The sequence below is a fragment of the Basfia succiniciproducens genome (genome assembly GCF_011455875.1).
Taxonomy (GTDB): Bacteria; Pseudomonadota; Gammaproteobacteria; order Enterobacterales; family Pasteurellaceae; genus Basfia; species Basfia succiniciproducens.
In genome coordinates this window covers 1717664-1743799 of record NZ_CP015031.1, presented here as the reverse complement: position 1 = coordinate 1743799, position 26136 = coordinate 1717664, and the positions used below count along the sequence as shown (strand labels likewise).

Here is a 26136-nt window from a genome sequence, read left to right as displayed (position 1 = left end):
ATTGTCACAATGGCAGAAGAAAACCAAACTCCGGCAACAGCCACAGAAGAACAACAAGCGGTGTTACAAATTCAACGCATTTATGTGAAAGACATTTCATTTGAAGCGCCTAATCTCCCTCATGTTTTCCAACAGGAATGGAAACCAAAATTAAATTTTGATTTAAGTACGGAAGCAAAACAGTTAGGTGAGGATTTATACGAAGTCGTATTGAATATTTCCGTTGAAACCACTTTGGAAGATAGCGGTGATTTAGCCTTTTTATGCGAAGTGAAACAGGCGGGCGTATTTACCATTAGCGGTTTGGAAGATATGCAAATGGCTCATTGTTTAACTTCTCAATGTCCGAATATGCTTTTCCCTTATGCGCGCGAATTAGTGTCTAACTTGGTAAATCGCGGCACGTTCCCGGCATTAAATCTTTCTCCGGTAAACTTTGATGCGTTGTTTATGGAATTCTTACAACGTCAGGAACAAGAAAGTCAAAACGCCGAATCTTCGACCGAAGTGCAACATTAATATTATCTTGATGGCACGGACATTTTGTCCGTGCTATTTTTATCGCTGTAATATTTTTTCAGTTTTGCTGATAATTTTCATTTCAGAGGTAATTTATGAGTATTCAGGCTTCTCCCGTGACAATTCTGGGCGCCGGTTCTTACGGAACAGCCCTGGCAATTGCCCTATCCCGCAACGGCTATCCCACTTATTTATGGGGACATAACCCGACGGCTTGCGCTCAAATGGCGCAAGAACGTCAAAATGCACGTTTTTTGCCCGATATTTCCTTTCCTGAAGTCTTACGGGTTGAATCCGATCTTAAAAGTGCGGTGGAAAAATCCAAAGATTTGTTAATTGTGGTGCCAAGCCATGTATTCGGTGAAGTGATTCAACAAATTAAGCCGTTTCTGCATAACCGGCACCGTATTATTTGGGCGACTAAAGGGTTGGAACGAGGCACGGGACGATTATTGCAAAATCTGGTGGAGCAGGAATTGGGTTCGCAATATCCTTTAGCCGTGTTATCTGGGCCGACTTTTGCCAAAGAACTTGCGGCAGGTTTACCAACGGCGATTACCCTGGCGGCGGAAAACGAACAATTTGCCAAAGAATTCCAAGCAAGAATTCATTGCAGCAAGCATTTTCGCGTGTACATCAATAATGATATGGTAGGTGTGCAACTGGGCGGCGCAATTAAAAATGTGATTGCCATTAGCGCGGGTATGTCGGACGGCATGGGATTCGGCGCCAACGCCCGTACCGCATTAATTACCCGCGGTATTGCGGAAATCAGCCGTTTAGGCGTATCCTTGGGGGCGAATGTAAATACGTTTATGGGTATGTCCGGCCTTGGAGATTTGGTATTAACCTGCACGGATAATCAATCAAGAAACCGTCGCTTCGGTATGATGCTCGGTCAAGGTGTGGATGCGCGAACGGCAATGGATGAAATCGGCCAGGTGGTAGAAGGCTATTACAACACCAAAGAGGCCTATATGCTGGCACAGAAGCAAAGCATTGAAATGCCGATAACGGAACAAATTTATCAGGTCCTATTTTGCGGGAAAGATGCCAAGGAGGCGGCAACCGCATTATTAGGACGTAAAAGCAAAGTTGAATAATTTACTGATTAAGGAACAATAATGTTACGTGAAGTCTGGAATAATATCCGCAATGAAGCAAAAGAACTTGTTGAACATGAGCCCGTTCTAGCCAGCTTCTTCCATTCCACTATTCTAAAACATAAAAATTTAGGCGGTGCATTGAGTTATATTTTAGCCAACAAATTGGCAACCTCTACCATGCCGGCAATTACTTTGCGTGAAATTATTGAAGAAACTTATCAAGACGACCCGCGTATTATCGACAGCGCCGCTTGCGACATTCATGCCGTGCGTCAACGTGACCCTGCAGTCGGTTTATGGTCGACGCCGTTACTTTATTTAAAAGGTTTTCATGCTATTCAGAGTTATCGTATTACTCATCATCTTTGGCAACAAAACCGCAAATCGCTTGCCATTTATCTGCAAAACCAGATTTCCGTGGCGTTTGACGTGGATATTCATCCGGCGGCGCGTGTGGGTTGCGGCATTATGTTTGACCATGCCACCGGCATTGTGGTGGGGGAAACCGCAGTAATTGAAAATGACGTATCTATTTTGCAGGGCGTAACCCTTGGCGGTACGGGGAAAGAATCCGGCGATCGCCACCCGAAAATCCGCGAGGGCGTGATGATTGGTGCGGGTGCGAAAATTTTAGGTAATATTGAAGTGGGTAAATACGCTAAAATCGGCGCTAATTCCGTGGTTTTGCAACCCGTACCGGAATATGCCACTGCAGCGGGTGTGCCGGCGAAGATTATCAGCAAAGACCGCAGTGCAAAACCGGCTTTTGATATGAACCAATATTTTATTGATGATGCGGAAGCTTTGAATATTTAGTCAATATGCCCCCCTCAGTCACTTCGTGACAGCTCCCCCCGTAAAGGTGGGAGCGAAATAGAATAACGTTACATTTATGCGGAAATCGTAAGCATTGACGCCACCTCAGAAGGTTACAACATGGTAGCGCCAAGCAGCGAAGGCGCGAAACGTTATTTTCTCTCTCACAAAGCTGGGGGAGGCGCCTGCATGAAAATACCCCCCTCAGTCACTTCGTGACAGCTCCCCCCGTAAAGGTGGGAGCGAAAATAGAAAACGTTATTTTCCCTCCCCCACGAAGCTGGGGGAGGTGCCTGTAAGGCGGAGGGGGAAATCACAAGTGAATTTTGCAAAAATTTAGCAAAAAATGATTGTTTGTATCCCCAACCACCTGCTTTCTACAATACTTTCTCCTGCTAACGGGAGCAGAATTATAATATTAAAGGTTCTGAACAGCTATGACTTGGTGCAAGCATAGGAAATGTGCGTTATAGCATGAGTTTTACCATTTTTTTGGGGAAAAATAGAAAATAAAATTAAAATTTTCCAAATTTTGACCGCACTTTTAATTAAATTTATGTCCTTTAAGCGATAATTTCTTAAGGTTTATTAAGAATTCTATTCTTTCACAAAGCCCCAAATCACATTTTGCAATAAATCCACCATTTGTTCGGGTGTTTCCTGCCGGCCTCGTTTAATCCATTCGTCCAGCGCACCAAAACAAACTCCCACCACAATAGAATTTTGATAGGCATCAAGATTTTCCTGTTCGGGTTTCGCGCCTCGTACAAAATTAAAATATTGTAAAAAAATATGGGATAAATTTTGTGCATAAAGTAAATTGATAATATCTTCCATTCCCTCAATGGATTTGAACATACCGATTAATTTGTCACGTACGCTAACATCTTGACTTTCAAAGGGTTTATAAAGTTCTTTGGCTCTTACGTACATATATTTAATCAGTACGTCTTCTTTAGAATCAAAGTTACGGTAAAAGGAAATGCGGCTTACACCGGCGAGTTCGGTAATTGCGGTGATATTAATTTCATCGAAGTTTTTTTTCGCCATTAAACGCAATAAGGCTTCGGTGATACTCTCTTTTACCACAAAGTTCAGATTTTTTTTCATACTGTTACAAATCTCTCATATTGTTTCAGTTTAGGGTAATTGTATTGACTAGGTCACCGGTTTCCATAAAATAGCGACCATGAAGTGTTACAAGTGTAACATTAAATTTCGAAATAAAAATCGGAGAAATAAAAAATGACAAGTAAAATTATAAAAGCGGTTGTAATCGCCGCACTAGCAACTTCAGTTTCCGCTTGCGGACTTCACGGTCAACAACGTGATACCGCCACCGGCGCAGTTATCGGCGGTGTAGCAGGAAACATTATCGGCGGGAATACCGTCTCAACCGTGGCGGGCGCTGCACTTGGCGGTGTAGTGGGCAGCCAATGGAATAAACATCGTTAAGCATAACGGTTACTTTTAGTAAAATAAGAGGTGGTTTTATGAAATCAATTTTAGCTAAAGGCTTAATCCTTGCATTATTAACAACGTCCGTTTCCGCTTATGCGTTAAACCGTCAGCAACATGATACCGTTGTGGGCGCGGCATTAGGCGGCGTAGCGGGCGCCGTATTAGGCAACGATGTCACCTCCACCGTGGCGGGAGCCGCACTTGGCGGCGTGGTAGGTAGCCAATGGAATGCTAATAAACAGCGGGATGATCATTATCGAGTGGGAGACCGTCGCCATCATAGAGATTTCGACAGATTACGCTATGAGGATCGTCGCCATCATCCAAAAGAGCGTTATTTTGCTCATCATAAACCAAAACACTCGGATTATCGGGAAATGAGAAGACACAGACATTAAGGCTCATTGATATAAAAAAGCTATCACCGTTCGGCGATAGCTTTTTTGTTAATTTAAATCCGTATAAAACCTGTGTTACGCTTTATTTTTCATACCATATGTTATTCACATACAATAAAACCTTACCCGCCGGTGTTTCTACCCGCACTTCATCGTCAATTTGTTTGCCGATTAATGCTCTGGCGACGGGCGAATCAATAGAAATCCAGTTTTTTGCCGGATCGAATTCGTCGCAACCCACAATACGATATCGTTTTATTTCACCCTCTTCATTTTCCAGTTCAATCCATGCGCCAAAAAACACTTTGCCTTCCTGTTTGGGGTTGTAATCGACGATTTGTAGGACTTCCAGTCGTTTGGACAGAAAACGTACTCTGCGGTCGATTTCGCGTAATCGGCGTTTGCCGTAAATATACTCGGCATTTTCGCTGCGATCGCCCATGGCGGCGGCATCGGAAACCGCTTGTGTGACTTTCGGACGCTCGTCTTTCCATAAATATTTTAATTCCTGATCAAGCACATTCCAGCCCGCTCGGGTAATGTAATTTGATTTTGCCATAATCCAAGTTCCTCAAAAAAGTGCGGTCAAATTATATCCTAATTTTAAGAAATATTTGAGCCATATCCCTAAAACCAGTATGCTATGCACAATTTTTAGTAAAAGAAAGTTATAGAATTTACCATGTTAAATCAACAAATCAGTCAAGTTATTGCCGCTGAACTCAGCGTTCAGCCGAAACAAATTTTAGCCGCCGTTCAATTATTGGACGAAGGTAATACCATTCCTTTTATTGCCCGTTACCGTAAAGAAGTGACAGGCGGCTTAGACGATACTCAGTTGCGTCATTTTGAAACCCGTTTAATCTATTTGCGAGAGCTTGAAGATCGCCGCCAGACGATTTTGAAGTCTATTGACGAGCAAGGCAAATTGACCGATGAATTACGCGCTAAAATTAATGCCACGTTAAGCAAAAACGAATTGGAAGATTTGTATTTGCCTTATAAACCGAAACGCCGTACGAAAGGGCAAATTGCCATTGAAGCGGGGCTTGAGCCGTTGGCGGATTTATTGTGGTCGGAACCGGAACATGAGCCGGAAAGCGCCGCGCTTGCTTATGTGGATGCGAATAAAGGCGTGCCGGATACAAAAGCCGCGCTAGACGGCGCCCGTTATATTTTAATGGAGCGTTTTGCCGAAGATGCGCAATTATTGGCTAAGGTCCGTCAATATTTACAGCATAATGCCGTTTTAGTATCGAAAGTTATTGAAGGAAAAGAAACGGACGGTGCAAAATTTCAGGATTATTTTGACCATCAGGAATTGTTGAAAAATGTGCCGTCTCACCGGGCGTTAGCAATGTTCCGCGGGCGTAACGAAGGTTTTCTGCAGTTAAGTTTAAATGCGGATCCCGATGCGGAAGAAGGTTCCCGTTCTAGTTATTGCGAGGAAATTATTCGCGAGCATTTAGCGGTACGTTTGACCGGATTGCCGGCGGATAAATGGCGTGCGCAGGTGATCGCCTGGACCTGGAAAATTAAAGTGTCGCTGCATTTGGAAACGGATTTAATGGGCTCATTGCGTGAAAAAGCGGAAGATGAAGCCATTGATGTTTTTGCCCGGAATTTAACCGCACTTTTAATGGCGGCGCCTGCCGGAGCTAAAACCACAATCGGTCTCGACCCGGGTTTGCGTACCGGGGTGAAAGTAGCGGTTGTGGATAGTACCGGCAAATTATTGGCAACGGATACAATTTACCCCCATACCGGCAGAATGAATGAGGCAATGGTTTCCCTTTATCAATTAGGTAAAAAATATCATGCCGAGTTGATTGCTATCGGCAACGGTACCGCTTCCCGTGAAACCGAGCGTTTTGCCAAAGAGGTGATTAAGCAATCGACGGATTGGTCTGCGCAAACCGTTGTTGTGAGCGAAGCGGGGGCATCCGTTTACTCCGCTTCCGAATTTGCCGCCGCGGAATTTCCCGAGTTAGATGTGTCATTGCGCGGTGCGGTGTCAATTGCCCGCCGTTTGCAAGACCCGTTGGCGGAGTTGGTAAAAATTGAACCGAAAGCCATTGGTGTGGGCCAATATCAACATGACGTCAACCAATCTCAGTTAGCCCGTAAACTGGATGCGGTGGTGGAAGACTGTGTGAATGCGGTAGGCGTGGATATTAACACCGCTTCCGCGCCGTTACTCACACGCGTGGCGGGGATGACGAAAGTGCTGGCGCAAAATATCGTTGCCTATCGTGATGAAAACGGCCGTTTTGAAAGCCGTCAGCAACTACTAAGCGTTCCGCGTTTAGGACCGAAAGCCTTTGAACAATGTGCGGGATTTATGCGTATTCTTAACGGGAAAAATCCGTTGGATTCCTCAGGGGTCCACCCGGAAACTTATGCGGTAGTGGAAAATATCCTACAGGTTACGGAACAATCCATTCGGGATTTAATGGGTAATTCAAACGCCCTTCGCCGTCTTGATGCAACGCAATTTACTAATGAAAAATTCGGTTTGCCGACCGTGCAGGACATCTTCAAAGAATTGGAAAAACCGGGGCGGGATCCCCGCGGCGAATTTAAAACGGCGACCTTTATGGAAGGCGTTGAAGAGATTACCGATTTGAAAGCCGGTATGATTCTGGAAGGCACTATCACTAACGTAACCAACTTCGGCGCCTTTGTGGATATCGGCGTTCATCAGGACGGCTTAGTCCATATTTCTTCATTGAGCGATAAATTTGTGGAAGACCCGCACCAGGTAGTGAAAACCGGCGATGTGGTAAAAGTCAAAGTACTTGAGGTGGATGTAGCCCGCCGCCGTATTGCGTTAACCATGCGTTTAGACGAAAGTGCGGTCAAAAATTCGGAAAAATCCGACCGCACTTTATCAACAAAATCCGGACAGGATCGCAACCGTCGGGATAACCGGCAACCACAACGCAATCAGTTTGCCAATAACGCCTTTGCCGATGCGTTGAAAGGGTGGAAGAAATAATAGAAGAAGATAAGATTTATCAGAACTATAATAGGGATCGGGCGAATCGGCTCGTTGGCGAATAACTCAAATTTAATAAGGAAAATATTATGTATATTGGTGATCTTAACCGAAATGACTATCAACGGGATTTACCTAAAGTGTTAGCGGATGTTTGCGATTATTTAAAAACGCTGGATTTATCCGCATTGGAAAATGGTCGTCATGAAATTAATGAAAATATTTTTATGAATGTGATGACACCAACCAGTGATGCGGCGGAAAATAAAAAATCCGAACTACACCACAGATATATTGATATCCAGCTGGTTATTTCCGGTTTGGACGGCATGGAATACAGTGTGACAGAGCCTGCTCTGGAGAAATACGAGGAATATCATCAAGAAGAGGATTATCAACTAACCGCAGCTGAAATTGCAGATAAAAACTGGATTGTTGTGCGCCCGAATCAATTTGTAGTGTTCTATCCGTACGAACAGCACAAACCGTGTTGCAATGTGAACGGTCAGGCTGAACTTAAAAAATTAGTGGTTAAAGTACCCGTGGCGTTACTGTAATTTCATTTATTTTTCACGCTTAAAAATGAAAGAATGCATTGCAGGATAGGTTTTGCGAAATGCCGGATTTTCTTTTCTGCCCGTTATTTTGCAAGCGGGACCGGTTTTGGATTATTTGTATTGAATTTAGGAGAATATAATGCGTTTAATTCCTTTAAAAAACGATGAACAGGTGGCAAAATGGTCGGCTCAACATATTGTTGATCGGATTAATGCTTTTAATCCCACTGAGGATCGCCCCTTTGTGCTGGGCTTGCCCACAGGCGGTACGCCGTTAAAAACTTATCGGGAATTAATTAAATTATATCAGGCAGGTAAAGTCAGTTTTAAACATGTGGTTACCTTTAATATGGATGAATATGTGGGTTTGCCGAAAGAGCACCCGCAAAGCTATCATTCGTTTATGTATAATAATTTTTTTAATCATGTGGATATTCCGGAAAAGAATATTAATATTTTAGACGGCAATACGCCGGATCATGATGCGGAATGCCGTCGTTATGAAGAAAAAATCAAATCTTACGGTAAAATTAATCTGTTTATGGGCGGTGTCGGTGTGGACGGGCATATTGCCTTTAATGAACCCGCTTCTTCTTTAAGTTCCCGCACCAGAATTAAAACCTTAACGCCGGATACTTTAATAGCCAATTCGCGTTTCTTTAATAATGATGTGAGTCAAGTGCCGAAATATGCCTTAACTATTGGTGTCGCCACCTTGCTTGATGCGGAAGAAGTCATGTTGCTGATTACGGGACATCAAAAAGCGCTGGCATTACAGGCCTGCGTAGAAGGAGCTGTGAATCACTTATGGACGGTAAGCACTTTACAATTACATCGTCATAGTATTGTAGTTTGTGATGAGCCCGCTACCCAAGAGCTGAAAGTGAAAACGGTGAAATATTTTACAGAGCTGGAAGCTTATGCCATCCATTCGGTGATTTAAATATCAGGACGCAAATTAACGCGTCCTTTTTCATTGAGGGAAGAGATATAAATGAAATATGCGTTAACAAATTGTGTGATTTATACGGCAAAAAACGTGCTTTACGAGCATGCCGTGATTGTTGAGAAAGATAAAATTCAAGCCGTATTACCTGAAAGAGAATTGATACCGGAAATCCAACGGATCGATTTAAAAGGCAGTAATTTAACCGCCGGTTTTATTGATTTGCAACTTAACGGCTGCGGCGGTGTGATGTTTAACGAAGACATCAGTGTCAAAACCCTGGAAATTATGCAGGAGACCAATTTAAAATCAGGCACGACCAGCTATTTGCCGACCTTTATTACATCCCCGGATGAAGATATGAAAAGTGCGGTCAAAATTATGCGAGATTATTTAGCGAAACATAAAAACCAGGCGCTCGGATTGCATTTGGAAGGCCCTTATTTAAGCGTGGAGAAAAAAGGGGTACACCGCGAGGAATATATCCGTGAAATCAGCCCTGAAATGAAGGCATTTTTGCTGGATAACGCCGATGTTATCAGTAAAATCACTATTGCGGCGGAAAACCCGGCCATGCAATATGCCGGCGAATTTGTAGAAAAAGGCATTATTGTTTCCGTAGGGCATTCCAACGGCACTTATGAACAGGCGAAACGGGCGTTTGCTCAAGGCGCAAGTTTTGCCACTCATTTACATAACGCCATGTCACCGGTAAGCTCCGGGCGTGCTATGGGCGTAGTCGGCGCGGTGTTGGATTCCGACGAAGTTTACAGCGGCATTATTGCCGACGGTTTGCACGTAGCGTTCGGCAATATTTTGATTGCTAAACGGGCAAAAGGCGACAAACTTTGTTTGGTAACCGATGCTACCGCAGCGGCAGGCGCCGATATCGAGCAATTTACGTTTGTGGGGAAAACCGTTTATGTGCGCAATGGTAAATGCTATGAGGCAAACGGTACGCTTGGCGGTTCGGCGGTTACTATGATTGAATCAATCAGAAATGCGGTGGAACAAGTGGGTATCCCGTTAGAAGAAACCTTACGCATGTGTAATTATTACCCGGCAAAAGCCATAAAGGTAGACGACCGTTTAGGCTCTATTGAAGCGGGGAAAATCGCTAATTTAACCGCATTTACTCACAATTTTGATATTGTGGGTACGTCGGTAAACGGTGAGTGGAAATTTGCTTAATCTATTAAAAAGCCTGTAACTTATAAACGGTTACAGGCTTTTTAACTTATCAACCGCCCTTGTTATCGGTTTTTCTTAGTTTTGCGTAGTAGAAGCCGTCACCTGAAAATTCGCTCGGAATAAACTGTTTACCGATTTCATTTTCCTGTGTAGCAAAGGGCAGCGGTTCTAATTTCGCATCTGGCATGTTAGCTAAGAAAGTTCGGATTTGTTCGCTGTTTTCCTGCGGCAGCAATGAACAGGTCGCATATAACAATATGCCGTTTGGTTTCAATTTTTTCCAAAGTGCGGTCAGAATTTGTTGCTGTAATGCCGCTAACTGACCAATATCTTGCTCCTGACGCAACCATTTTATATCCGGATGGCGACGAATCACTCCCGTAGCCGAACATGGCGCATCAAGTAAAATACGGTCGAATTGCAGATCGGTTTTTTTGCCTATAAGCCGTTCGGCAGCATTCGGGAGCCAATCATCCGGTTTGGTGGCGTCGCCGCAAATCAGTACCGCTTGTTGATTTAAGCGGGCAAGATTTTCCGCTACGCGGTTCAAACGGCTTTGTTCCACATCCAGCGCAATTACTTTTGCCTGCGGCGCCAGTTCCAATATATGGGTGGTTTTTCCGCCGGGCGCCGCGCAGGCGTCAAGAATGAGATCGCCGTTTTTAGCTTCCAGCAAAAGGGCAGACCATTGCGCGTGTACGTCCTGAACCGTTACCCAGCCTTCGGTAAAATGAGGCAGGTTTTGTACTGCCGTAGGTTGTGCCAGGCGTAATGCATTAGGGTTTTCGTCCTTAAAGGAATCCAGCTCTTGCTCGGTTAATAATAAAGTGCGGTAGTTTTCCGTCGTACAAAGTTGTTGATTGACCCGAATCCACATCGGCGGTTTTTGATTATTCGCTTCTATAATTTCACGCCAGTTCGGATAAGCTTTTTTCAATTTGTTGACAAACCATTCCGGGTGAAGGGTTTGCCAGTTTTTATCGACAACCGCCAGAATTTCCTGTTGTTCGCGCAGAAAACGGCGCAATACTCCGTTAACTAAACCGCGGAAATTCTCCGACTTTAACGCCGAGGTCGCATTAACCACTTCATCAACTGCGGCGTGAGCAGGGATTCTGGTATAAAGAATTTGATATAACCCGACCAACAGCAGACAATGCACAATACGGGTTTTACCTTTCAAAGGTTTATCGACCAGCTTTTTAATAATTTGTTCCAAGCGGGGCAGTACCCGACAAACACCGAAACAGATTTCCTGCAAAAGCGGTAAATCCTGTGCTTTTACCTGTGATTGCAATTCGGGAATTAATGCCGAGAGCGATTTGCCCTGATCCAATACCTGCAAAATAATCCGCGCGCTTAAAGCGCGTACGGATTGTATTTTTTTATGTGCCGGAGTTTGAGGGCGTTTGAATGCTTTTTTCGGGCTTAAAAGTGCGGTCGTTTTTGCTGAATTTTTCATTAGTTAAGCACCTGACCTAAGACGAACCAATCGGCACGACCGTTTAAAAAGTCTTGCACGGACATGGGTTTTTTACCGGAAGGTTGAAGTTGCTGAATGTTCAGTACGCCTTCCGCCGTGGCGATCTGTAAGCCTTTTTTATCGAAAGCCAGCACCGTGCCGGCAGCACTGTTTTGATGAGGGAGAACTTCCGCCCGGTAAACCTTAATCCGTTCTTCCGCTTCATTTACCGGCACGGTAAGAAATGCCACCGGTGCGGGATTAAATGCGCGGATATTACGTTCAAGTTGTGCGGCGGAAAGCGACCAATCCAGTTTTGCCTCTTCCTTAGACAGTTTTTCCGCGTAATTGGATTTTGAATCTTCTTGTTTTTCGGCGATAAACTTTCCGCTTTCCAACTCGTCCAATACGTCGATTAAAGCCGGCGGCGCGAGGGTTGCAAGTTTATGGTAAAGGCTCGCGGACGTTTCCTCCGCCGTGATATCGCAATAAACTTTGTGTAACATATCGCCGGTATCCAAACCTTCGTCCATTTGCATAATGGTCACGCCGGTTTGTTTGTCGCCCGCCCAAATAGCCCGCTGAATAGGCGCGGCTCCGCGCCAGCGGGGAAGAATGGAACCATGTACGTTCAGGCAGCCTAAACGCGGCATTTCCAACACCGCTTTCGGCAGAATCAAGCCGTAAGCAACCACTACCATCACATCCGCCTGCAGTTGCGCCAACTGAGCTTGCGCCTCTTCTTTGCGCAGTGATTTCGGCTGATAAACGGGAATGTTATATTGCTCGGCAAGTTGTTTTACCGGACTTGCCTGCAGTTTTTTACCGCGTCCGGCGGGTTTGTCCGGCCGCGTATAAACCGCAATCACCTGATGATGTGAATTAAGTAAAGCCTGTAAATGTTGGGCGGCGAAATCCGGTGTGCCGGCGAATATAATTTTTAGCGGTTTCATCATAATGTTCTACGTTAAAAACGGGCTGAAAATGAAATGGCTTCCTTTAAAATCGGAAGCCCTGGGATAATTAAGCTTGATGGCGTGAAATCTGTTTTTGCAGTTTCACTAATTTTTCTTTCATACGGTTGCGTTTCAGCGGCGATAAATAATCGGCGAAGACAATACCGTTTAAGTGATCTATTTCGTGCTGAATGCAAATTGCCAACAAGCCGTCCGCATGAAGGGTAAATTCTTCACCTTGGCGGTTTAGCGCTTTCACCGTTACTTTTTCTTTGCGGGGTACGAAACCGCGCAAGCCGGGCAGGGATAAACAACCTTCTTCGATACCTGTTTCCCCTTCTCCGTCAAGTAATTCGGGATTGATTAACACCAATTGTTCGGTTTTTTCTCCGGTGACATCAATGGTGATAACCCGTTTATGTACGTCAACCTGCGTAGCCGCCAGACCGATTCCTTCTTCCTGATACATGGTTTCAAACATATCGTCAATGAAAGTCTGTAATTCGTCATTGAATTCGGTAACGGGTTCGGCGATGGTTTTTAAGCGCTCATCCGGATAAATAAGTACGTTTAATACGCTCATAGTCTCTCTTTGTTATAAAATTGTTAGCATTTAATTCGGCTATTTTACAGACTTTTTCATGATTTTTTAACTAAAATTATATGGTTTTGCAGAATTGCATTAATAGGAAAAATTTACAAAAAGAGACCGCACTTTGATTCGCAATACAAAGTGCGGTCATAAAACAGCATTTTTTTAATGTTGGCGTTGCCAATCCGAAGCGGAACAATCCTTTCAAGGATTGCAAACACTAAAAAGATTAGTGACCGTGTCCGCCACAACCGCAGTTGCCGTGACCATGACCTTCTTTTTTGCCATGTCCGCCGCAACAGCCTTCGCCGTGATGGTGATCATGGCCGTGATCATGATGATGACCGTGACCGCCGCAGCCGCAACCACCGTGACTATGGTCGTGATCGTGCTCATGACCGTGACCACCGCAACCGCAGCCGCCATGACCGTGATCATGATCGCCAGAATGGATATGACCGTGAGCGATTTCTTCCGGTGTCGCTTCACGGGCGGAAACAACTTCTACGGTGAATAATAATTCCTGACCGGCTAACATATGGTTGCCGTCAACAACCACATCATTTTCACTGACTTCGGTGATAACCACAGGCAACGGGCCCATGTCCGTATCGGCGATAAAACGCATGCCTACCGCTAATTCGTCAACCCCTACAAATACGTCTTTCGGGACGCGTTGTACCATATTTTCATTGTATTCGCCATAACCTTCTTCCGGTTTTACGCGTACTTCAAATTTATCGCCGACCGCTTTGCCTTCCAATGCGTTTTCTAAGCCGATAACTAAATTGTTGTGACCTTGTAAATATTCTAAAGGTTGGTTGGTTGGCGCTTCATCTACTAATACGCCGTCTTCCGTGCGAACCTGGTAAGCAATGCCTACAACAATATTCTTAGCAACTTTCATTTTGACCTCATTTTATGGTTAAAAAAATTTTTCCGTATTGTATAGGATTTATCAAAGCCTGTCATGCTCAATTAGGGCTTGCGGCGGTCTCAAGTATTTTTAAAGCGTCCGTCGCCGGAAGGTTTTTATTCTTTAATCAATTCAATGCGCCCGCGGGCAATGGCTTTTAAACGGGTTTTCCCGCTTTCCAGTTGTACCGGCGCCGCTTGTTCCGCTACCGCCATTTTCATGGTGACGTGATTGACCATCGGTGAGGCGTAATGTTCACTGAGGGAATCTATATTGATATCCAGCAAACGGTAACCTTTTGCCTGTAAACTGTGTTGGATTAATGTCGCTTTTGCCTGAAACTTCGCCAATACGCTGTCGGTCATTTCATCTTCCATTGCGGCGACGGCCTCTTTGGTAAGTGCCGCTTCGATATTGCCGATGGCAAATAGTGGCGATAAGTCTTCAATCAATTGAGACAATTGGCTGAAATCTTTACTTTGCAGTACTAATTCCGCAGTCGCAATCCAACCGTCTTTTTGATTTTTATTGTTGTAACGCACCTGAGTTTGGCGGTTATTGCTTTGAATTTCTATTGCAGGCTGCTGTTTTATCAGCGTTAGACCTTTGTTCAGTTTTTCTGCGATAACTTTGTTTAAATTCTTTAAATTGTTTCCTTCTTCATGTAAATACAGGGAAACCTGCATTAAGTCGCGCGGTACTTCTTTTTCCGTTTCCGCGGAGAAACTGACTATATTTTGAGGGTTTTGCGGCGCTTCGTTATTCGCCGCCGCCATCAGCGGGAGCGCCAAACATAAGCAAAATAACGATTTGAGTTTCATAGAAATTTCCTAAAAAATAACCGCACTTTTATGGCGCGGTTTGTATGCGGATTAATGAACCGGTCTTTCGTCTTCGTCGTCGAAGTCGTCTTCATCATCAAAGAATTCACCGTCATCGCCGTATTCGTCGTCGGAGGCGTTAGGGTCTTCAAAATAAGTTCCCCAGCCGTCATAAATACCGTTGTGTTTTTGCAGAATCGGCAGAATTTCTTTCTGTTGTAAATCAATGATTTCAGGTTTTAATTCCACTTCGCTGATAATATCAAAACAGTAAATGACTTTACCGTTTTCGTCTTCAAATTCTTCCGCTTCCGAAACTTCATAGCCCGCTTTGAAGGCATCAACGGCAATTTTTTCTAGTTTATCGAAGTCATAATGAGCAATATGGTGTTCGATAATATAAAGCGCATCAGGATCACTACCGTCGTTCAGTAAGTCGGTAATGATTTCTCTGGTTTCCGCCCGGAGTTCTTGTAAATCTGTCATGTTGCTCCCCTTAATTCAGTTTGGACGATGAAGATTAAATAAAAAATCTTCCCGATAAAAGGAAGATTTTCCGCAATCGCTATTTTTTCAGTAAATCGCGAATTTCTGATAACAATTCTTCTGAAGTAGGGCCTTTAGGCGCTTCTTCAACCGGTTTTTTCAGTTTGTTGATGCCTTTCACCATCATGAAAATGGCAAATGCGATAATGATAAAATCAAATACGTTTTGAATGAATAAACCGTAGTTTAAAGTAACTGCCGGCGTTTCGCCTACGGCTTCCGCTAATACAAATTTTAAATCCTTGAAATCGACGCCGCCGGTTAAAATACCCAGCACAGGCATAACCACATCGCCTACTAACGAACTAACGATTTTACCGAACGCGCCGCCTATGATCACACCGACTGCCATATCAACAACGTTGCCGCGCATGGCAAATTCGCGGAATTCTTTCATAAAGCTCATAAATATTCTCCTAAAGTTAATTGCTATCAAAAAAGAGTGCGTATTATAGGGCCTGTTTAAAATACCTACAACCTATATAAATTGATTATTTTGTGTTATTTAAATGAAAAATGCGCTTGGTTGGAACAATTTTTCAATTTCACTGATATTTTTCTTATCACTCAAATAGATAACTACATGATCGTTTTCTTCAATCACCACCTGTTTTTTGGCAATAATCACTTCTTCATTTCGCAAAACGGCACCTAAAATCACCCCTTGAGGCAGTTTCAGTTCGCTTACTTTTCGCCCGACCACGTTGGAGGTGGCTGCGTCTCCATGTACCACAACTTCCAGAGCTTCCGCCAGACCATGGCGTAATGAAACCACATTTTTCACATCGCCTTTTCGTACATGCGTCAATAAGGCGGAAATGGTGGCTTGTTGCGGTGAAACGGCAATATCAATGGTACCGCCCTGAATGAGATTAATGTACGCCATACGTTGGATTAACACCATGGCTTTTTTGGCACCTAACCGTTTTGCCAGTAATGCCGACATAATATTGGCCTCATCATCGCTGGTGAGCGAGATAAATACGTCGATGTTTTCAATATGTTCTTCGAATAATAAAGATTGGTCAGAGGCATCGCCGTGAAAAACTAATGTGTTAGAGAGTTTTTCCGCCAGAGACTTTGCTTTTTCAGCATTACGTTCAATCAATTTTACGCTACAGCCGGCTTCCAATTGTTTTGCCACGCCGGCGCCGATGTTGCCGCCGCCTACAATCATAATGCGCTTATAAGGTTTATCCAAACGCTGAATTTCAGCCATAATGGCTTTAATGTGTACGGTTGCGCTGATAAAGGTGATTTCGTCACCCGCTTCAATGATAGTTGAACCTTGCGGACGAATTAATTTATCGTGGCGCAAAATAGACACGATACGGTAATCGATATAAGGCAAATGTTCTTTCAGCATAGAAATGGCATAACCCACCAAAGGGCCGCCGTAATAGGCTTTTAATACTACCAGGCTAATGCGTCTGTCGGCGAAATGGGCGACCTGTAATGCGCCGGGGTAGTCGATTAACCGGATAATTTCTTCCGTTACCAGATTTTCAGGGGAAATAATATGATCAATCGGGATCATATCGTTATGAAATAATTTATCTTTTTCCCGTAAATATTCGGAATTCCGAATACGTGAAATTTTAGTGGGGGTATGGAATAGGGTGTACGCCATTTGACAGGCGACCATATTCACCTCATCGGAACTGGTAACGGCCACTAATAAATCGGCATCGGGAGCGCCCGCCTCGCGAAGTACGCGCGGCGATGACGCGGAACCGGCAACCACCCGCAAATCGTGTTTATCCTGCAAGTCTTCTAAACGGAGCAATTCATTATCTACTAAGGTAATGTCGTTATCTTCGCTTACCAGATTTTCTGCCAGCGTCGTACCCACTTGACCCGCGCCAAGAATAATAATTTTCACAAGTATTCCTTTTTATTGGGTTCAATCATAAAAATTGAACTAGTTTACCTAAAAAATCAGCTATTCAGCCAATTTATTAGCATTTGTTCGCCATATTCCGAAATATAAGATTCGGGATGAAACTGCACGCCGTAAATCGGTAAGGTCTTATGTTCAAACGCCATGACGACTTCTTCATGGCATTCGGCGGTAATCGTTAATTCCGCCGGAAAATTTTGGCTGTCTACCGCCCAGGAATGATACAGACCAATATCAAATTCCTCCGGCAAGCCCGAAAAAATGGCGGATTTTGACCGCACTTTTAACCGCCCGCAAACACCGTGGCGTACCTGCCGTAAATTATACAAACGCCCGCCGAAAAACCGACACAAGGTTTGGTGGCCAAGGCACACGCCGAGAATCGCCTTATGCCGATAATAACGGGTTAACAAAGCGAACATTTCGGGATAGGCTTCCGGCACGTCGGGGCCCGGCGATAATAAAATATGGCTGAACTGTTCCACTTCGTCTAAATCTAATTTTTCTACCTCAATCACTCGCATGGGGACGGATAATCGGCGGATCAAATCCACTAAATTGTAGGTGAATGAGTCATGATTATTCACAATAAGTAAGCGTTTTGACATAAATTTTCCGAATCGTCCATAATTGTTATAAGTATAAAATAAAAAATAAGATTTTTCTGTGACTTTAAGCTAGAATCCGGTCATTTCTCACTTTTTATTAAGAATATGAATTTTGCTTCTTTTATCCGACAAGCCAACCGATTGGGGCGACAAAAAACGGCGTTTTTCTTTTTAATTGATTTTGAGCGGCAAAAGCCTTTGATCAGCCCGCTTGAAAGTGCGGTGGAAAACGGCATAATTTTTTCTGTTGAAGGCAATACGAATTTTAACCGACCCGTTGAATTACCGCGGCAAAAGATAAGGTTTTCCAGCGAGCCTGTTTCTTTTGAGCGCTATGCCGCGGGGTTCGCACTCGTGCAACAGGAATTACAAAAAGGCAATTCTTATTTGCTGAATTTAACCTATCCTAGCAAGATTAATACTAATTACAACTTAGCACAGATTTTCCAAGCCACAAAAGCGCCTTATAAATTGTTGTTGCAGGATCAGTTTGTGTGTTTTTCACCGGAATCTTTTATCCGAATCCGGCAAAATCAGATTTTTACCTATCCGATGAAAGGCACAATCGACGCCGCATTGCCTCAAGCGGAACAGCAGCTTATGCAGTCGGAAAAAGAGCGGCGCGAGCATTATACTATTGTGGATCTTATGCGTAATGATTTAGCCATGGTAGCGGAAAATATCCGGGTACGTCGCTTTCGTTATATTGATAAAATTTCAACTAATCGGGGCGAAATTCTACAAACCAGCTCCGAAATTACAGGAAATTTGACCGCAGATTGGCAAAGCCGTATCGGTTCCATATTAGCCGCATTGTTACCGGCGGGTTCAATAAGCGGTGCGCCGAAAGAAAAAACCGTCAGTATTATTCGGCAGGCGGAAGGCGGTAAACGGGGCTATTACAGCGGTATTTTCGGTATTTTTAACGGCGAAGAGCTGAACAGTGCGGTGGCGATTCGCTATATTGAGCGAAAAGACGGGCAGCTTTATTTTCGTAGCGGCGGTGGTATTACCAGCCAAAGCCGGTTGCAGGAAGAATATGAAGAATACTGCCAAAAAGTGTATTTGCCGATTCATTGTGTCGAATAGGAATTTTTATGGATTACCCATTGTTTGAAACCGTTGCCGTTGAACGGGGCGAAATATTAAATCTTGATTATCATCAGACGCGTTATGAACAGGCGTTACATCAATATTACGGGCGTAAGGTATTGCCTTTCAATCTTCAGGAAATTTTGCAAAAATCCACCGCACTTTTAACATTAAAGCGCAGTGAGCCGCTGATCCGCTGCCGTATTGACTATAATGATCAAGACTATCGATTACAGTGTTTTGCTTATCAACGAAAAGTGTTTCGCTCTTTTCAACCGGTGATTTGCGATTATATCGATTATGGACTGAAATTCAGCGACCGCCGGATTTTTGCCGAATTGCTGCGACAAAAAGGCAAGCATGATGAAATCATTATCATCAAGCAAGGGCTGGTCACGGATTGTACTATCGGTAATTTATTATTTCGCAAAAATCAGCAATGGTTTACGCCCGAAGCTCCGTTGCTGAACGGTACGCAACGGGCAAAACTGCTTGCTGAAAAGCGAATTCAAACTCTTAATATCAAACGACAGGATATCGCTCAATTTGATGAAATCAGGCTGATTAATGCCATGAATCCGTTTTCCGAATCATTGTAAAGCGCGCAACACGTCCTGATATTCTTTAGATTGTTGCAGTAATATTTTTGCCGAACGTTTTAATTTATTGACGTCCGAATGTAGTAAATAAAAAGACGTACTGATATTCAGCACCTCTTTTTTCAACTGCGATTCAGGCAAATCTTTCAGCGATAAATTCACAAAGTGCATATTAATGCGTTGTTTGGGCGGTTTGTTTGCCATGGATTTATTCCATTCATCGGTAAATTCTCGGAACCGGCGCAGGCTCACCTGGCTGTTGCGATCGATAGGCACGTTGATTATGGTGTTGATTACATCTCTTGTACCTGGCACATTTGCCGTTTTATCAATTTCACTGCTCACCTCGTTTTGTGCGTTCACGTTGATTACAATGATGTTTTTTAATTGATTCTTTACCGCTTCCCGGTACATACCTTCCTGACCCGCAACATCATAAATATCAATTAAGCCGGACAGTCCTAAATTATCCGTTAAACCGCCGTCCACCAAATGAATAAAAGGGCGTTCTTTGCTGTTTTGATATAAAGACAAGGTATTTTTTAATTCTTCCAGATTTTTTGATTTTTGCGCATCATTGCTGATATTTTGGCTGATTTGAATTAATTCCGGTATATCGAAATGGCAGTTGCCGCCGTTGTTGTTTAAAGTCAACGGGCTGAACAGCAACGGTACCGAACTTGATGCGGCGACGGCACGGGAAATTTCCATTTTACTTAAGTCAATACAAAGACCGTCGAAAAATTCTTGCGTAAAGGTTATTTTTTGTCCTAAATTCATATCCGTTGCACTCACTACGACAAACGGTCCTTTACGTTTTCGCTCAAGATCACCGAAGGTAGCGCCTTTGTATAACGTTTGATCCAGCTGTTCCTGTAATAAGTCGCCGCGACCGAATTGAGGGGAGGTTATTCGCGGTAAATTGGAAAGGGAGAAAACCTGACTGATAATTTCCCGCTGGAAATTTTTTTTCAGGAAGTTTTCTTCAAATTTAGGCACCGCATCCCGCCCGTATAGGGAATAATAGGTGGCTAATACGGATCCGCCGGATACGCCGTATACCAAATCCACATTATCAATTAGGGTTGTACCTTTTGCCGTCGGGCGCACGGCGGCGTTTTTAAATCCCTCTAACACGCCGTAGCCCAAACTTGCCGCCCGACTGCCGCCGCCCGAAAACATTAAAATAATCAAATTGCCGTCGGGTTGCTGAATGGCATTTCTCATTCGATACCCTTGCTTGGCGTTCACATGGCTGATGGTATCAACGGGCTGATAAGTCACTAAGGTACAGGCTGACAACAACAAAACAGTCAAACCGGCGAAAATATTTTTTAGCATCATAGTTGTAACGGATAAATCTAAATTTTTATTTATAGAAAAAGAAAATAATATGCTACATCGTACTATATTAATTTTATCCTGCGTTCATATCTTATCAGAAGGCAAACCGCTTTTTCTATGCAAGGAAAATTTTATAAATGACTAATGTACTCAAATAATGAAGAAAGATAAACAAACATTTTTTCATGAGAAAATTCTTATGAATTCTAAGCCTCGGTAATTCTTATTGGTATTTTATTTTGAAACCGATTACCTTTTAAATTAAAATTTTTTATTTGATTTAAATCAATTTAATCGCATTATTAATCCCATTTCATAACTCCAAAGTAGTAAAATTCGCACCAGTAACCAAATTTAAATATTAAACAACTTTAGGAGAAATGATTATGAGTAACGCTGTTGAAAACACAGTAAGCCCCGCTCAAGCGGAGGTGAACTCACTGGTTGAGAAAGGTTTAGTGGCACTGGAGCAATTCCGCCAACTAAATCAGGAACAGGTGGACTACATTGTAGCGAAAGCTTCTGTTGCCGCTTTAGACCAACATGGAGCATTGGCGCTACATGCGTTAGAGGAAACCGGGCGCGGCGTGTTCGAGGACAAAGCCACTAAAAACCTGTTTGCCTGTGAACATGTAGTGAACAAAATGCGACACTGGAAAACCGCCGGGATTATCAGTGACGACGATGTCACAGGTATCACCGAAATTGCCGATCCGGTGGGAGTGGTTTGCGGCATTACACCTACCACTAATCCTACTTCCACGGCTATCTTCAAATCACTGATCGCTTTAAAAACCCGCAATCCTATTGTTTTCGCTTTCCACCCTTCCGCCCAACAGTCTTCCGCTCATGCCGCACAAATCGTGCGTGATGCCGCAGTAGCCGCCGGTGCGCCGGAAAACTGTATTCAATGGATTGCACAACCTTCTATGGAAGGTACTAATGCGTTAATGAATCACCCGGGCATTGCCACCATTCTGGCTACCGGCGGTAACGCTATGGTGCAGGCCGCTTATTCATGTGGCAAGCCGGCATTGGGAGTCGGTGCCGGAAATGTGCCCGCTTATGTGGAAAAATCCGCCGATATTAAACAGGCAACTCACGATATCGTGATGTCGAAATCCTTTGATAACGGTATGGTATGCGCTTCAGAGCAAGCCGCTATTGCCGATGCGGAAATTTATGAGGAATTCGTCAATGAATTAAAATCCTACGGTGTGTATTTCGTCAATAAAAAAGAAAAAACTTTATTGGAAGAATTTATGTTCGGTGTAAAAGCTAACGGTGCAAATTGCGCCGGTGCGAAACTAAACGCCGACGTGGTAGGTAAATCCGCATACTGGATTGCTCAACAAGCGGGCTTTGAAGTGCCGAAAAAAACCAATATTCTTGCTGCAGAATGTAAAGAAGTCAGCCCGAAAGAACCTTTAACCCGGGAAAAATTATCACCGGTGCTTGCCGTTTTAAAATCCCGTTCTACCGAAGAGGGATTAACGCTTGCCGAAGCCATGGTGGAATTTAACGGTTTAGGACACTCCGCGGCAATTCACACCAAAGATGCGGCGCTTGCCAAACGCTTCGGCGAGCGCGTTAAAGCCATTCGCGTTATCTGGAATTCGCCTTCTACCTTCGGCGGTATCGGCGACGTTTATAACGCCTTCCTGCCTTCATTAACCCTGGGTTGCGGTTCTTACGGCAAAAATTCCGTCAGCAACAATGTCAGCGCCATGAACTTAGTAAATATCAAACGCGTGGGAAGACGGAGAAATAATATGCAATGGTTTAAAGTACCTTCAAAAATCTATTTTGAACGGGATTCAATTCAATATTTACAATCCGTACCGGATATGCGGCGAGTAGTTATCGTAACCGACCGCACTATGGTGGATCTTGGGTTTGTACAAAAAATCGCCCATCAGTTGGAATCCCGTCGCGATCCGGTTTCTTACCAGTTATTTGCCGATGTAGAACCGGATCCGAGCATTCAAACCGTGCGCCGCGGTGTGGATTTAATCCGTAATTTCAAACCGGACACTATTATCGCGCTTGGCGGCGGTTCCGCCATGGATGCGGCAAAAGTGATGTGGTTATTCTATGAACAACCGGAAATTGACTTCCGTGATTTGGTTCAAAAATTCATGGATATTCGTAAACGTGCCTTTAAATTCCCGTCATTGGGAAAAAAAGCCCGCTATATCGGCATTCCGACCACATCCGGTACGGGTTCGGAAGTGACCCCGTTTGCGGTGATTACCGAAGGTAACAAAAAATATCCGATTGCGGACTATTCGCTAACGCCGACTATCGCTTTAGTGGATCCGGCATTAGTTATGACGGTACCTGCCCATGTAGCGGCGGATACGGGATTAGACGTATTAACCCATGCCACCGAAGCTTATGTTTCCGTACTGGCCAACGATTATACCGACGGTCTTGCTTTACAGGCGATTAAACTGGTATTCCGGTATTTGGAAAAATCCGTAAAAGAAAATGATCCGGAGGCAAGAGAAAAGATGCATAATGCGTCCACCATTGCGGGTATGGCGTTTGCCAATGCATTCTTAGGTATGAATCATTCCCTTGCGCATAAACTTGGCGGCCATTTCCATACGCCTCACGGGCGTACTAATGCGATCTTAATGCCGCATGTGATCCGTTATAACGGTACTAAACCGACGAAAACCGCCACATGGCCGAAATACAACTATTACAAAGCGGACGAAAAATATCAGGATATCGCCCGTTTATTAGGCTTACCTGCGGCGACCGCGGAAGAGGGGGTGAAATCTTATGCCAAAGCGGTTTACGATTTAGCGGTACGTTGCGGTATTAAAATGTCCTTCAAAGAACAGGGACTGGAAGAGCAGGCCTGGATGGACGCCCGCCATGAAATTGCATTGCTTGCCTATGAAGACCAATGTTCGCCGGCAAATCCGCGATTACCGATTGTGGCGGACATGGAAGAAATTCTCACTAACGCCTACTATGGTTATGATGAAAGCAAATACTAATTTGTAAAATTCTTAAAAATCGTACCGCACTTTTTCTAAAAGTGCGGTATTTTTTTGATTGTTTTTATCCGTCTAAAGGGTAAAATCAACAGGATTTATTGATATTAAAGGAAACAATTATGGCAACAACTATTCATACAGAAAACGCGCCCGCAGCAATCGGTCCTTATGTTCAAGCGGTAGATTTAGGCAATTTAGTGCTGACTTCGGGGCAAATTCCGGTGAATCCGGCAACCGGTGAAGTGCCGGCGGATATTAGCGCACAAGTCCGCCAATCTTTAGAAAACGTTAAAGCTATTATCGAACAGGCAGGGTTAACCGTGGCGGATATTGTAAAAACTACGGTTTTTGTTAAGGATTTAAACGATTTTGCCACCGTAAATGCGGAATACGAACGTTTTTTCAAAGAGAATGACCATCCGAATTTCCCTGCTCGCTCATGCGTTGAAGTGGCGCGTTTACCGAAAGACGTCGGCTTGGAAATTGAAGCTATTGCGGTGCGCAAATAAGGCTGGGTCAAGCGTTTATTTACACAAAAGTGCGGTCAAAAATCCGTTCTTTTTGTAAAAGAAAAGGCATAGTTTTATTGACCATGCCTTTTTGCTATTTGATGATTTATTTGCGCAACTTCACTTCTTGCACCGCATGATCGGCGCCTTTACGCAAGATTAAATTTGCCCGTTCACGGGTCGGCAAAATATTTTGCCGTAAATTTAAGCCGTTAATGGTATTCCAAATATTGGCGGCGGTTTCAACCGCTTCTTCTTTAGAGAGTTTCGCATAATCTTTAAAATAGGAATTCGGATCGGTAAACGCGCTTTCACGGAATTTCAAAAAGCGGCGAATATACCATTCCTTTAATAAGGCTTCATCGGCGTCCACATAAACGGAAAAATCAACAAAATCGGAGACAAAAGTCTGTTCCGCTTTGCGCGAACCGGTTTGTAATACGTTTAAACCTTCCAATATAAGAATATCCGGGCGATCTACCTTGTTAAATTTATTGGGGATAATATCATAGGTCAAATGCGAATAAATCGGCGCCGACACGTTCGGTTTGCCGGATTTTACGTCCGCCAGAAATTTGATTAATTTGGGCGTATCGTAAGAAACGGGGAAGCCTTTTTTATGCAATAAATTTTCTTTTTTTAATTTTTCTAAAGGATAGAGAAAACCGTCGGTAGTAATCAAATCCACTTTGCGATTTTCAGGCCAGTTAGACAGTAAAGACTGCAAAATACGCGCGGAAGTGCTTTTCCCGACCGAAACGCTGCCGGCAATACTGATAATATAAGGTACATTGGCGTTGGTATTGCCGAGAAAACGGTTCATTACGGTCTGGCGACGTAAATTTTCTTCAATATAATAATTAATTAAACGCGCAAGAGGCAGGTAAATGGTGCTGACTTCTTCCAACGATAATTCTTCGTTAAAACCGAGTAAAGGCTTTAAATCTTGTTCTGTCAGTTTTAAAGGCACGGATTTCCGCAATTCCGCCCATTGTTTACGGGTAAATGTCAAAAACGGGCTGAATTTCTCTGAAACTGACGATTGGCTTTCTATGTTCACGGCTCATTCTAATGTTAAGAAAGTAAAAATTACTGTGAATATACAATAGAAAAATTTTTTATGCAGAAAAATATATAAAAAATGGTTAAAAAGGTGGCAAAAACCGTTGTTTTTGTCTGAATATTAGCCTGACAACAAAAAAAAAGTATTTTTTTTCAAAAAAACACTTGTCAGTCATAAAATTTTCCCTATAATACGCCTCACTTGCTTATGAGATGCCGACTTAGCTCAGTAGGTAGAGCAACTGACTTGTAATCAGTAGGTCATCAGTTCGATTCCGATAGTCGGCACCATTCTCATTTTCAAGTCTTCATTATCGTGGAGGGATTCCCGAGCGGCCAAAGGGAGCAGACTGTAAATCTGCCGGCTCAGCCTTCGAAGGTTCGAATCCTTCTCCCTCCACCATTCGTTAATGGAAGTATCCAGATTTGATGGGACAGACGAATTTAGAACAGCGGGCATCGTATAATGGCTATTACCTTAGCCTTCCAAGCTAATGATGCGGGTTCGATTCCCGCTGCCCGCTCCAAGCGCTGATATAGCTCAGTTGGTAGAGCGCACCCTTGGTAAGGGTGAGGTCGGCGGTTCAAATCCGCCTATCAGCACCATTCACTTAAGTTTCCAAATTCCAATCTTTCCCTCAAACCAGGTTAATATTTAATTTTCTACATTTGGTTAATGTGGTATTATTGAACCATCGATAACCGTGTTTGTTTAGAGGGACTCTC

26 protein-coding genes and 4 tRNA genes are annotated in these 26136 nt (G+C 43.6%); 17 read left to right on the top strand and 13 right to left on the bottom strand.

What is annotated here, in order from left to right; genetic code table 11:
• Nucleotides 1-9 precede the first annotated feature (9 nt).
• The 3 genes from secB to cysE all read left to right on the top strand — a co-directional run bounded on the left by secB (nt 10) and on the right by cysE (nt 2441).
• Nucleotides 10-519: a protein-export chaperone SecB gene (gene secB / locus A4G13_RS08110; RefSeq protein WP_011201365.1), complete on the top strand. Its 510-nt coding sequence runs from the start codon at nt 10-12 to the stop codon at nt 517-519.
• A 95-nt stretch (nt 520-614) separates the two neighbouring features.
• Nucleotides 615-1622 carry an NAD(P)H-dependent glycerol-3-phosphate dehydrogenase gene (gene gpsA / locus A4G13_RS08105; protein WP_090655689.1) on the top strand — a complete coding sequence of 336 codons (1008 nt, stop codon included), beginning with the start codon at nt 615-617 and terminating at the stop codon, nt 1620-1622.
• Nucleotides 1623-1643: 21 nt separating this feature from the next.
• Entirely contained in the window at nt 1644-2441 is a 798-nt protein-coding gene (gene cysE, locus A4G13_RS08100) for a serine O-acetyltransferase (RefSeq protein WP_090655686.1), read from the top strand.
• A 597-nt stretch (nt 2442-3038) separates the two neighbouring features.
• Here the strand turns inward: cysE and A4G13_RS08090 are convergent.
• A complete protein-coding gene (locus tag A4G13_RS08090) occupies nt 3039-3551 on the bottom strand; it encodes a TetR/AcrR family transcriptional regulator (protein ID WP_011201362.1) in 513 nt (170 codons plus the stop codon).
• A 135-nt stretch (nt 3552-3686) separates the two neighbouring features.
• Between A4G13_RS08090 and A4G13_RS08085 the strand changes: the two genes are divergently transcribed.
• A complete protein-coding gene (locus A4G13_RS08085) occupies nt 3687-3896 on the top strand; it encodes a glycine zipper 2TM domain-containing protein (protein ID WP_090655682.1) in 210 nt (69 codons plus the stop codon).
• A 38-nt stretch (nt 3897-3934) separates the two neighbouring features.
• Nucleotides 3935-4300 (top strand): glycine zipper 2TM domain-containing protein, encoded by a 366-nt coding sequence (locus tag A4G13_RS08080; RefSeq protein ID WP_011201360.1) that lies wholly within the window; start codon nt 3935-3937, stop codon nt 4298-4300.
• 82 nt (nt 4301-4382) lie between these two features.
• Here A4G13_RS08080 and greB read toward each other — a convergent pair whose 3' ends face one another.
• Nucleotides 4383-4859 (bottom strand): transcription elongation factor GreB, encoded by a 477-nt coding sequence (gene greB, locus A4G13_RS08075; RefSeq protein ID WP_090655679.1) that lies wholly within the window; start codon nt 4857-4859, stop codon nt 4383-4385.
• 123 nt (nt 4860-4982) lie between these two features.
• Between greB and A4G13_RS08070 the strand changes: the two genes are divergently transcribed.
• From A4G13_RS08070 to nagA, 4 genes are all read left to right on the top strand, one after another.
• Nucleotides 4983-7298 (top strand): Tex family protein, encoded by a 2316-nt coding sequence (locus A4G13_RS08070; RefSeq protein ID WP_090655676.1) that lies wholly within the window; start codon nt 4983-4985, stop codon nt 7296-7298.
• An 89-nt stretch (nt 7299-7387) separates the two neighbouring features.
• A complete protein-coding gene (gene nanQ / locus A4G13_RS08065; RefSeq protein WP_011201357.1) occupies nt 7388-7855 on the top strand; it encodes an N-acetylneuraminate anomerase in 468 nt (155 codons plus the stop codon).
• 139 nt (nt 7856-7994) lie between these two features.
• Nucleotides 7995-8798 (top strand): glucosamine-6-phosphate deaminase, encoded by an 804-nt coding sequence (nagB, locus tag A4G13_RS08060; RefSeq protein ID WP_090655673.1) that lies wholly within the window; start codon nt 7995-7997, stop codon nt 8796-8798.
• 51 nt (nt 8799-8849) lie between these two features.
• Nucleotides 8850-9992: an N-acetylglucosamine-6-phosphate deacetylase gene (gene nagA / locus A4G13_RS08055; protein WP_090655670.1), complete on the top strand. Its 1143-nt coding sequence runs from the start codon at nt 8850-8852 to the stop codon at nt 9990-9992.
• A 49-nt stretch (nt 9993-10041) separates the two neighbouring features.
• Here nagA and rsmB read toward each other — a convergent pair whose 3' ends face one another.
• The 9 genes from rsmB to A4G13_RS08010 form a co-directional block, all read right to left on the bottom strand.
• On the bottom strand, nt 10042-11454 hold the full coding sequence (rsmB, locus tag A4G13_RS08050) for a 16S rRNA (cytosine(967)-C(5))-methyltransferase RsmB (RefSeq protein WP_243739731.1): 1413 nt from the start codon (nt 11452-11454) through the stop codon (nt 10042-10044).
• Nucleotides 11454-12407, bottom strand: a complete 954-nt coding sequence (gene fmt, locus A4G13_RS08045; protein WP_090655667.1) for a methionyl-tRNA formyltransferase — start codon at nt 12405-12407, stop codon at nt 11454-11456. Before fmt ends, rsmB begins: the two co-directional genes overlap by 1 nt.
• A 70-nt stretch (nt 12408-12477) precedes the next feature.
• Nucleotides 12478-12993: a peptide deformylase gene (def, locus tag A4G13_RS08040; RefSeq protein ID WP_090655665.1), complete on the bottom strand. Its 516-nt coding sequence runs from the start codon at nt 12991-12993 to the stop codon at nt 12478-12480.
• A 238-nt stretch (nt 12994-13231) separates the two neighbouring features.
• Entirely contained in the window at nt 13232-13909 is a 678-nt protein-coding gene (gene slyD, locus A4G13_RS08035; protein WP_011201350.1) for a peptidylprolyl isomerase, read from the bottom strand.
• Between the two features lie 125 nt (nt 13910-14034).
• On the bottom strand, nt 14035-14739 hold the full coding sequence (locus tag A4G13_RS08030; RefSeq protein ID WP_090655662.1) for an SIMPL domain-containing protein: 705 nt from the start codon (nt 14737-14739) through the stop codon (nt 14035-14037).
• Between the two features lie 51 nt (nt 14740-14790).
• The gene (gene rraB, locus A4G13_RS08025; protein ID WP_090655660.1) at nt 14791-15225 is read right to left on the bottom strand and encodes a ribonuclease E inhibitor RraB; all 435 of its coding nucleotides are present in this window, start codon (nt 15223-15225) and stop codon (nt 14791-14793) included.
• Between the two features lie 79 nt (nt 15226-15304).
• Nucleotides 15305-15691, bottom strand: coding sequence for a large-conductance mechanosensitive channel protein MscL (gene mscL, locus A4G13_RS08020; RefSeq protein ID WP_041640079.1), 387 nt, complete (start codon nt 15689-15691; stop codon nt 15305-15307).
• A gap of 99 nt (nt 15692-15790) precedes the next feature.
• Nucleotides 15791-17167 carry a Trk system potassium transporter TrkA gene (gene trkA, locus A4G13_RS08015; protein WP_090655657.1) on the bottom strand — a complete coding sequence of 459 codons (1377 nt, stop codon included), beginning with the start codon at nt 17165-17167 and terminating at the stop codon, nt 15791-15793.
• A 56-nt stretch (nt 17168-17223) separates the two neighbouring features.
• Nucleotides 17224-17793, bottom strand: a complete 570-nt coding sequence (locus A4G13_RS08010; RefSeq protein WP_011201345.1) for an anthranilate synthase component II — start codon at nt 17791-17793, stop codon at nt 17224-17226.
• 105 nt (nt 17794-17898) lie between these two features.
• On the opposite strand from A4G13_RS08010, the gene A4G13_RS08005 reads away from it, so the two are divergent.
• A complete protein-coding gene (locus A4G13_RS08005; protein WP_090655654.1) occupies nt 17899-18882 on the top strand; it encodes an aminodeoxychorismate synthase component I in 984 nt (327 codons plus the stop codon).
• 8 nt (nt 18883-18890) lie between these two features.
• Nucleotides 18891-19484, top strand: a complete 594-nt coding sequence (locus A4G13_RS08000) for an aminotransferase class IV family protein (protein WP_090655652.1) — start codon at nt 18891-18893, stop codon at nt 19482-19484.
• Here A4G13_RS08000 and A4G13_RS07995 read toward each other — a convergent pair.
• Nucleotides 19476-20828, bottom strand: coding sequence for a patatin-like phospholipase family protein (locus A4G13_RS07995; RefSeq protein WP_090655649.1), 1353 nt, complete (start codon nt 20826-20828; stop codon nt 19476-19478). The two genes, A4G13_RS08000 and A4G13_RS07995, sit on opposite strands and share 9 nt — an antisense overlap.
• Before the next feature lie 386 nt (nt 20829-21214).
• Here A4G13_RS07995 and adhE point away from each other — a divergent pair, with 386 nt between their 5' ends.
• Together adhE and A4G13_RS07985 are read left to right on the top strand one after the other, a co-directional pair.
• Nucleotides 21215-23839, top strand: a complete 2625-nt coding sequence (gene adhE / locus A4G13_RS07990; protein WP_090655646.1) for a bifunctional acetaldehyde-CoA/alcohol dehydrogenase — start codon at nt 21215-21217, stop codon at nt 23837-23839.
• A 119-nt stretch (nt 23840-23958) separates the two neighbouring features.
• Complete coding sequence (locus A4G13_RS07985; protein WP_090655643.1) at nt 23959-24348, top strand: RidA family protein; 390 nt, start codon at nt 23959-23961, stop codon at nt 24346-24348.
• A gap of 106 nt (nt 24349-24454) precedes the next feature.
• On the opposite strand, the gene coaA is transcribed toward A4G13_RS07985, so the two are convergent.
• Nucleotides 24455-25408, bottom strand: a complete 954-nt coding sequence (coaA, locus tag A4G13_RS07980) for a type I pantothenate kinase (RefSeq protein WP_424945105.1) — start codon at nt 25406-25408, stop codon at nt 24455-24457.
• Between the two features lie 217 nt (nt 25409-25625).
• Here coaA and A4G13_RS07975 point away from each other — a divergent pair.
• From A4G13_RS07975 to A4G13_RS07960, 4 genes are all read left to right on the top strand, one after another.
• A tRNA-Thr gene (locus A4G13_RS07975) sits at nt 25626-25701 on the top strand.
• A 27-nt stretch (nt 25702-25728) separates the two neighbouring features.
• Nucleotides 25729-25813 (top strand) — tRNA-Tyr (locus A4G13_RS07970).
• Between the two features lie 49 nt (nt 25814-25862).
• Nucleotides 25863-25937: transfer RNA gene (locus A4G13_RS07965), tRNA-Gly, on the top strand.
• A gap of 3 nt (nt 25938-25940) precedes the next feature.
• Nucleotides 25941-26016: transfer RNA gene (locus A4G13_RS07960), tRNA-Thr, on the top strand.
• Nucleotides 26017-26136: the final 120 nt, after the last annotated feature.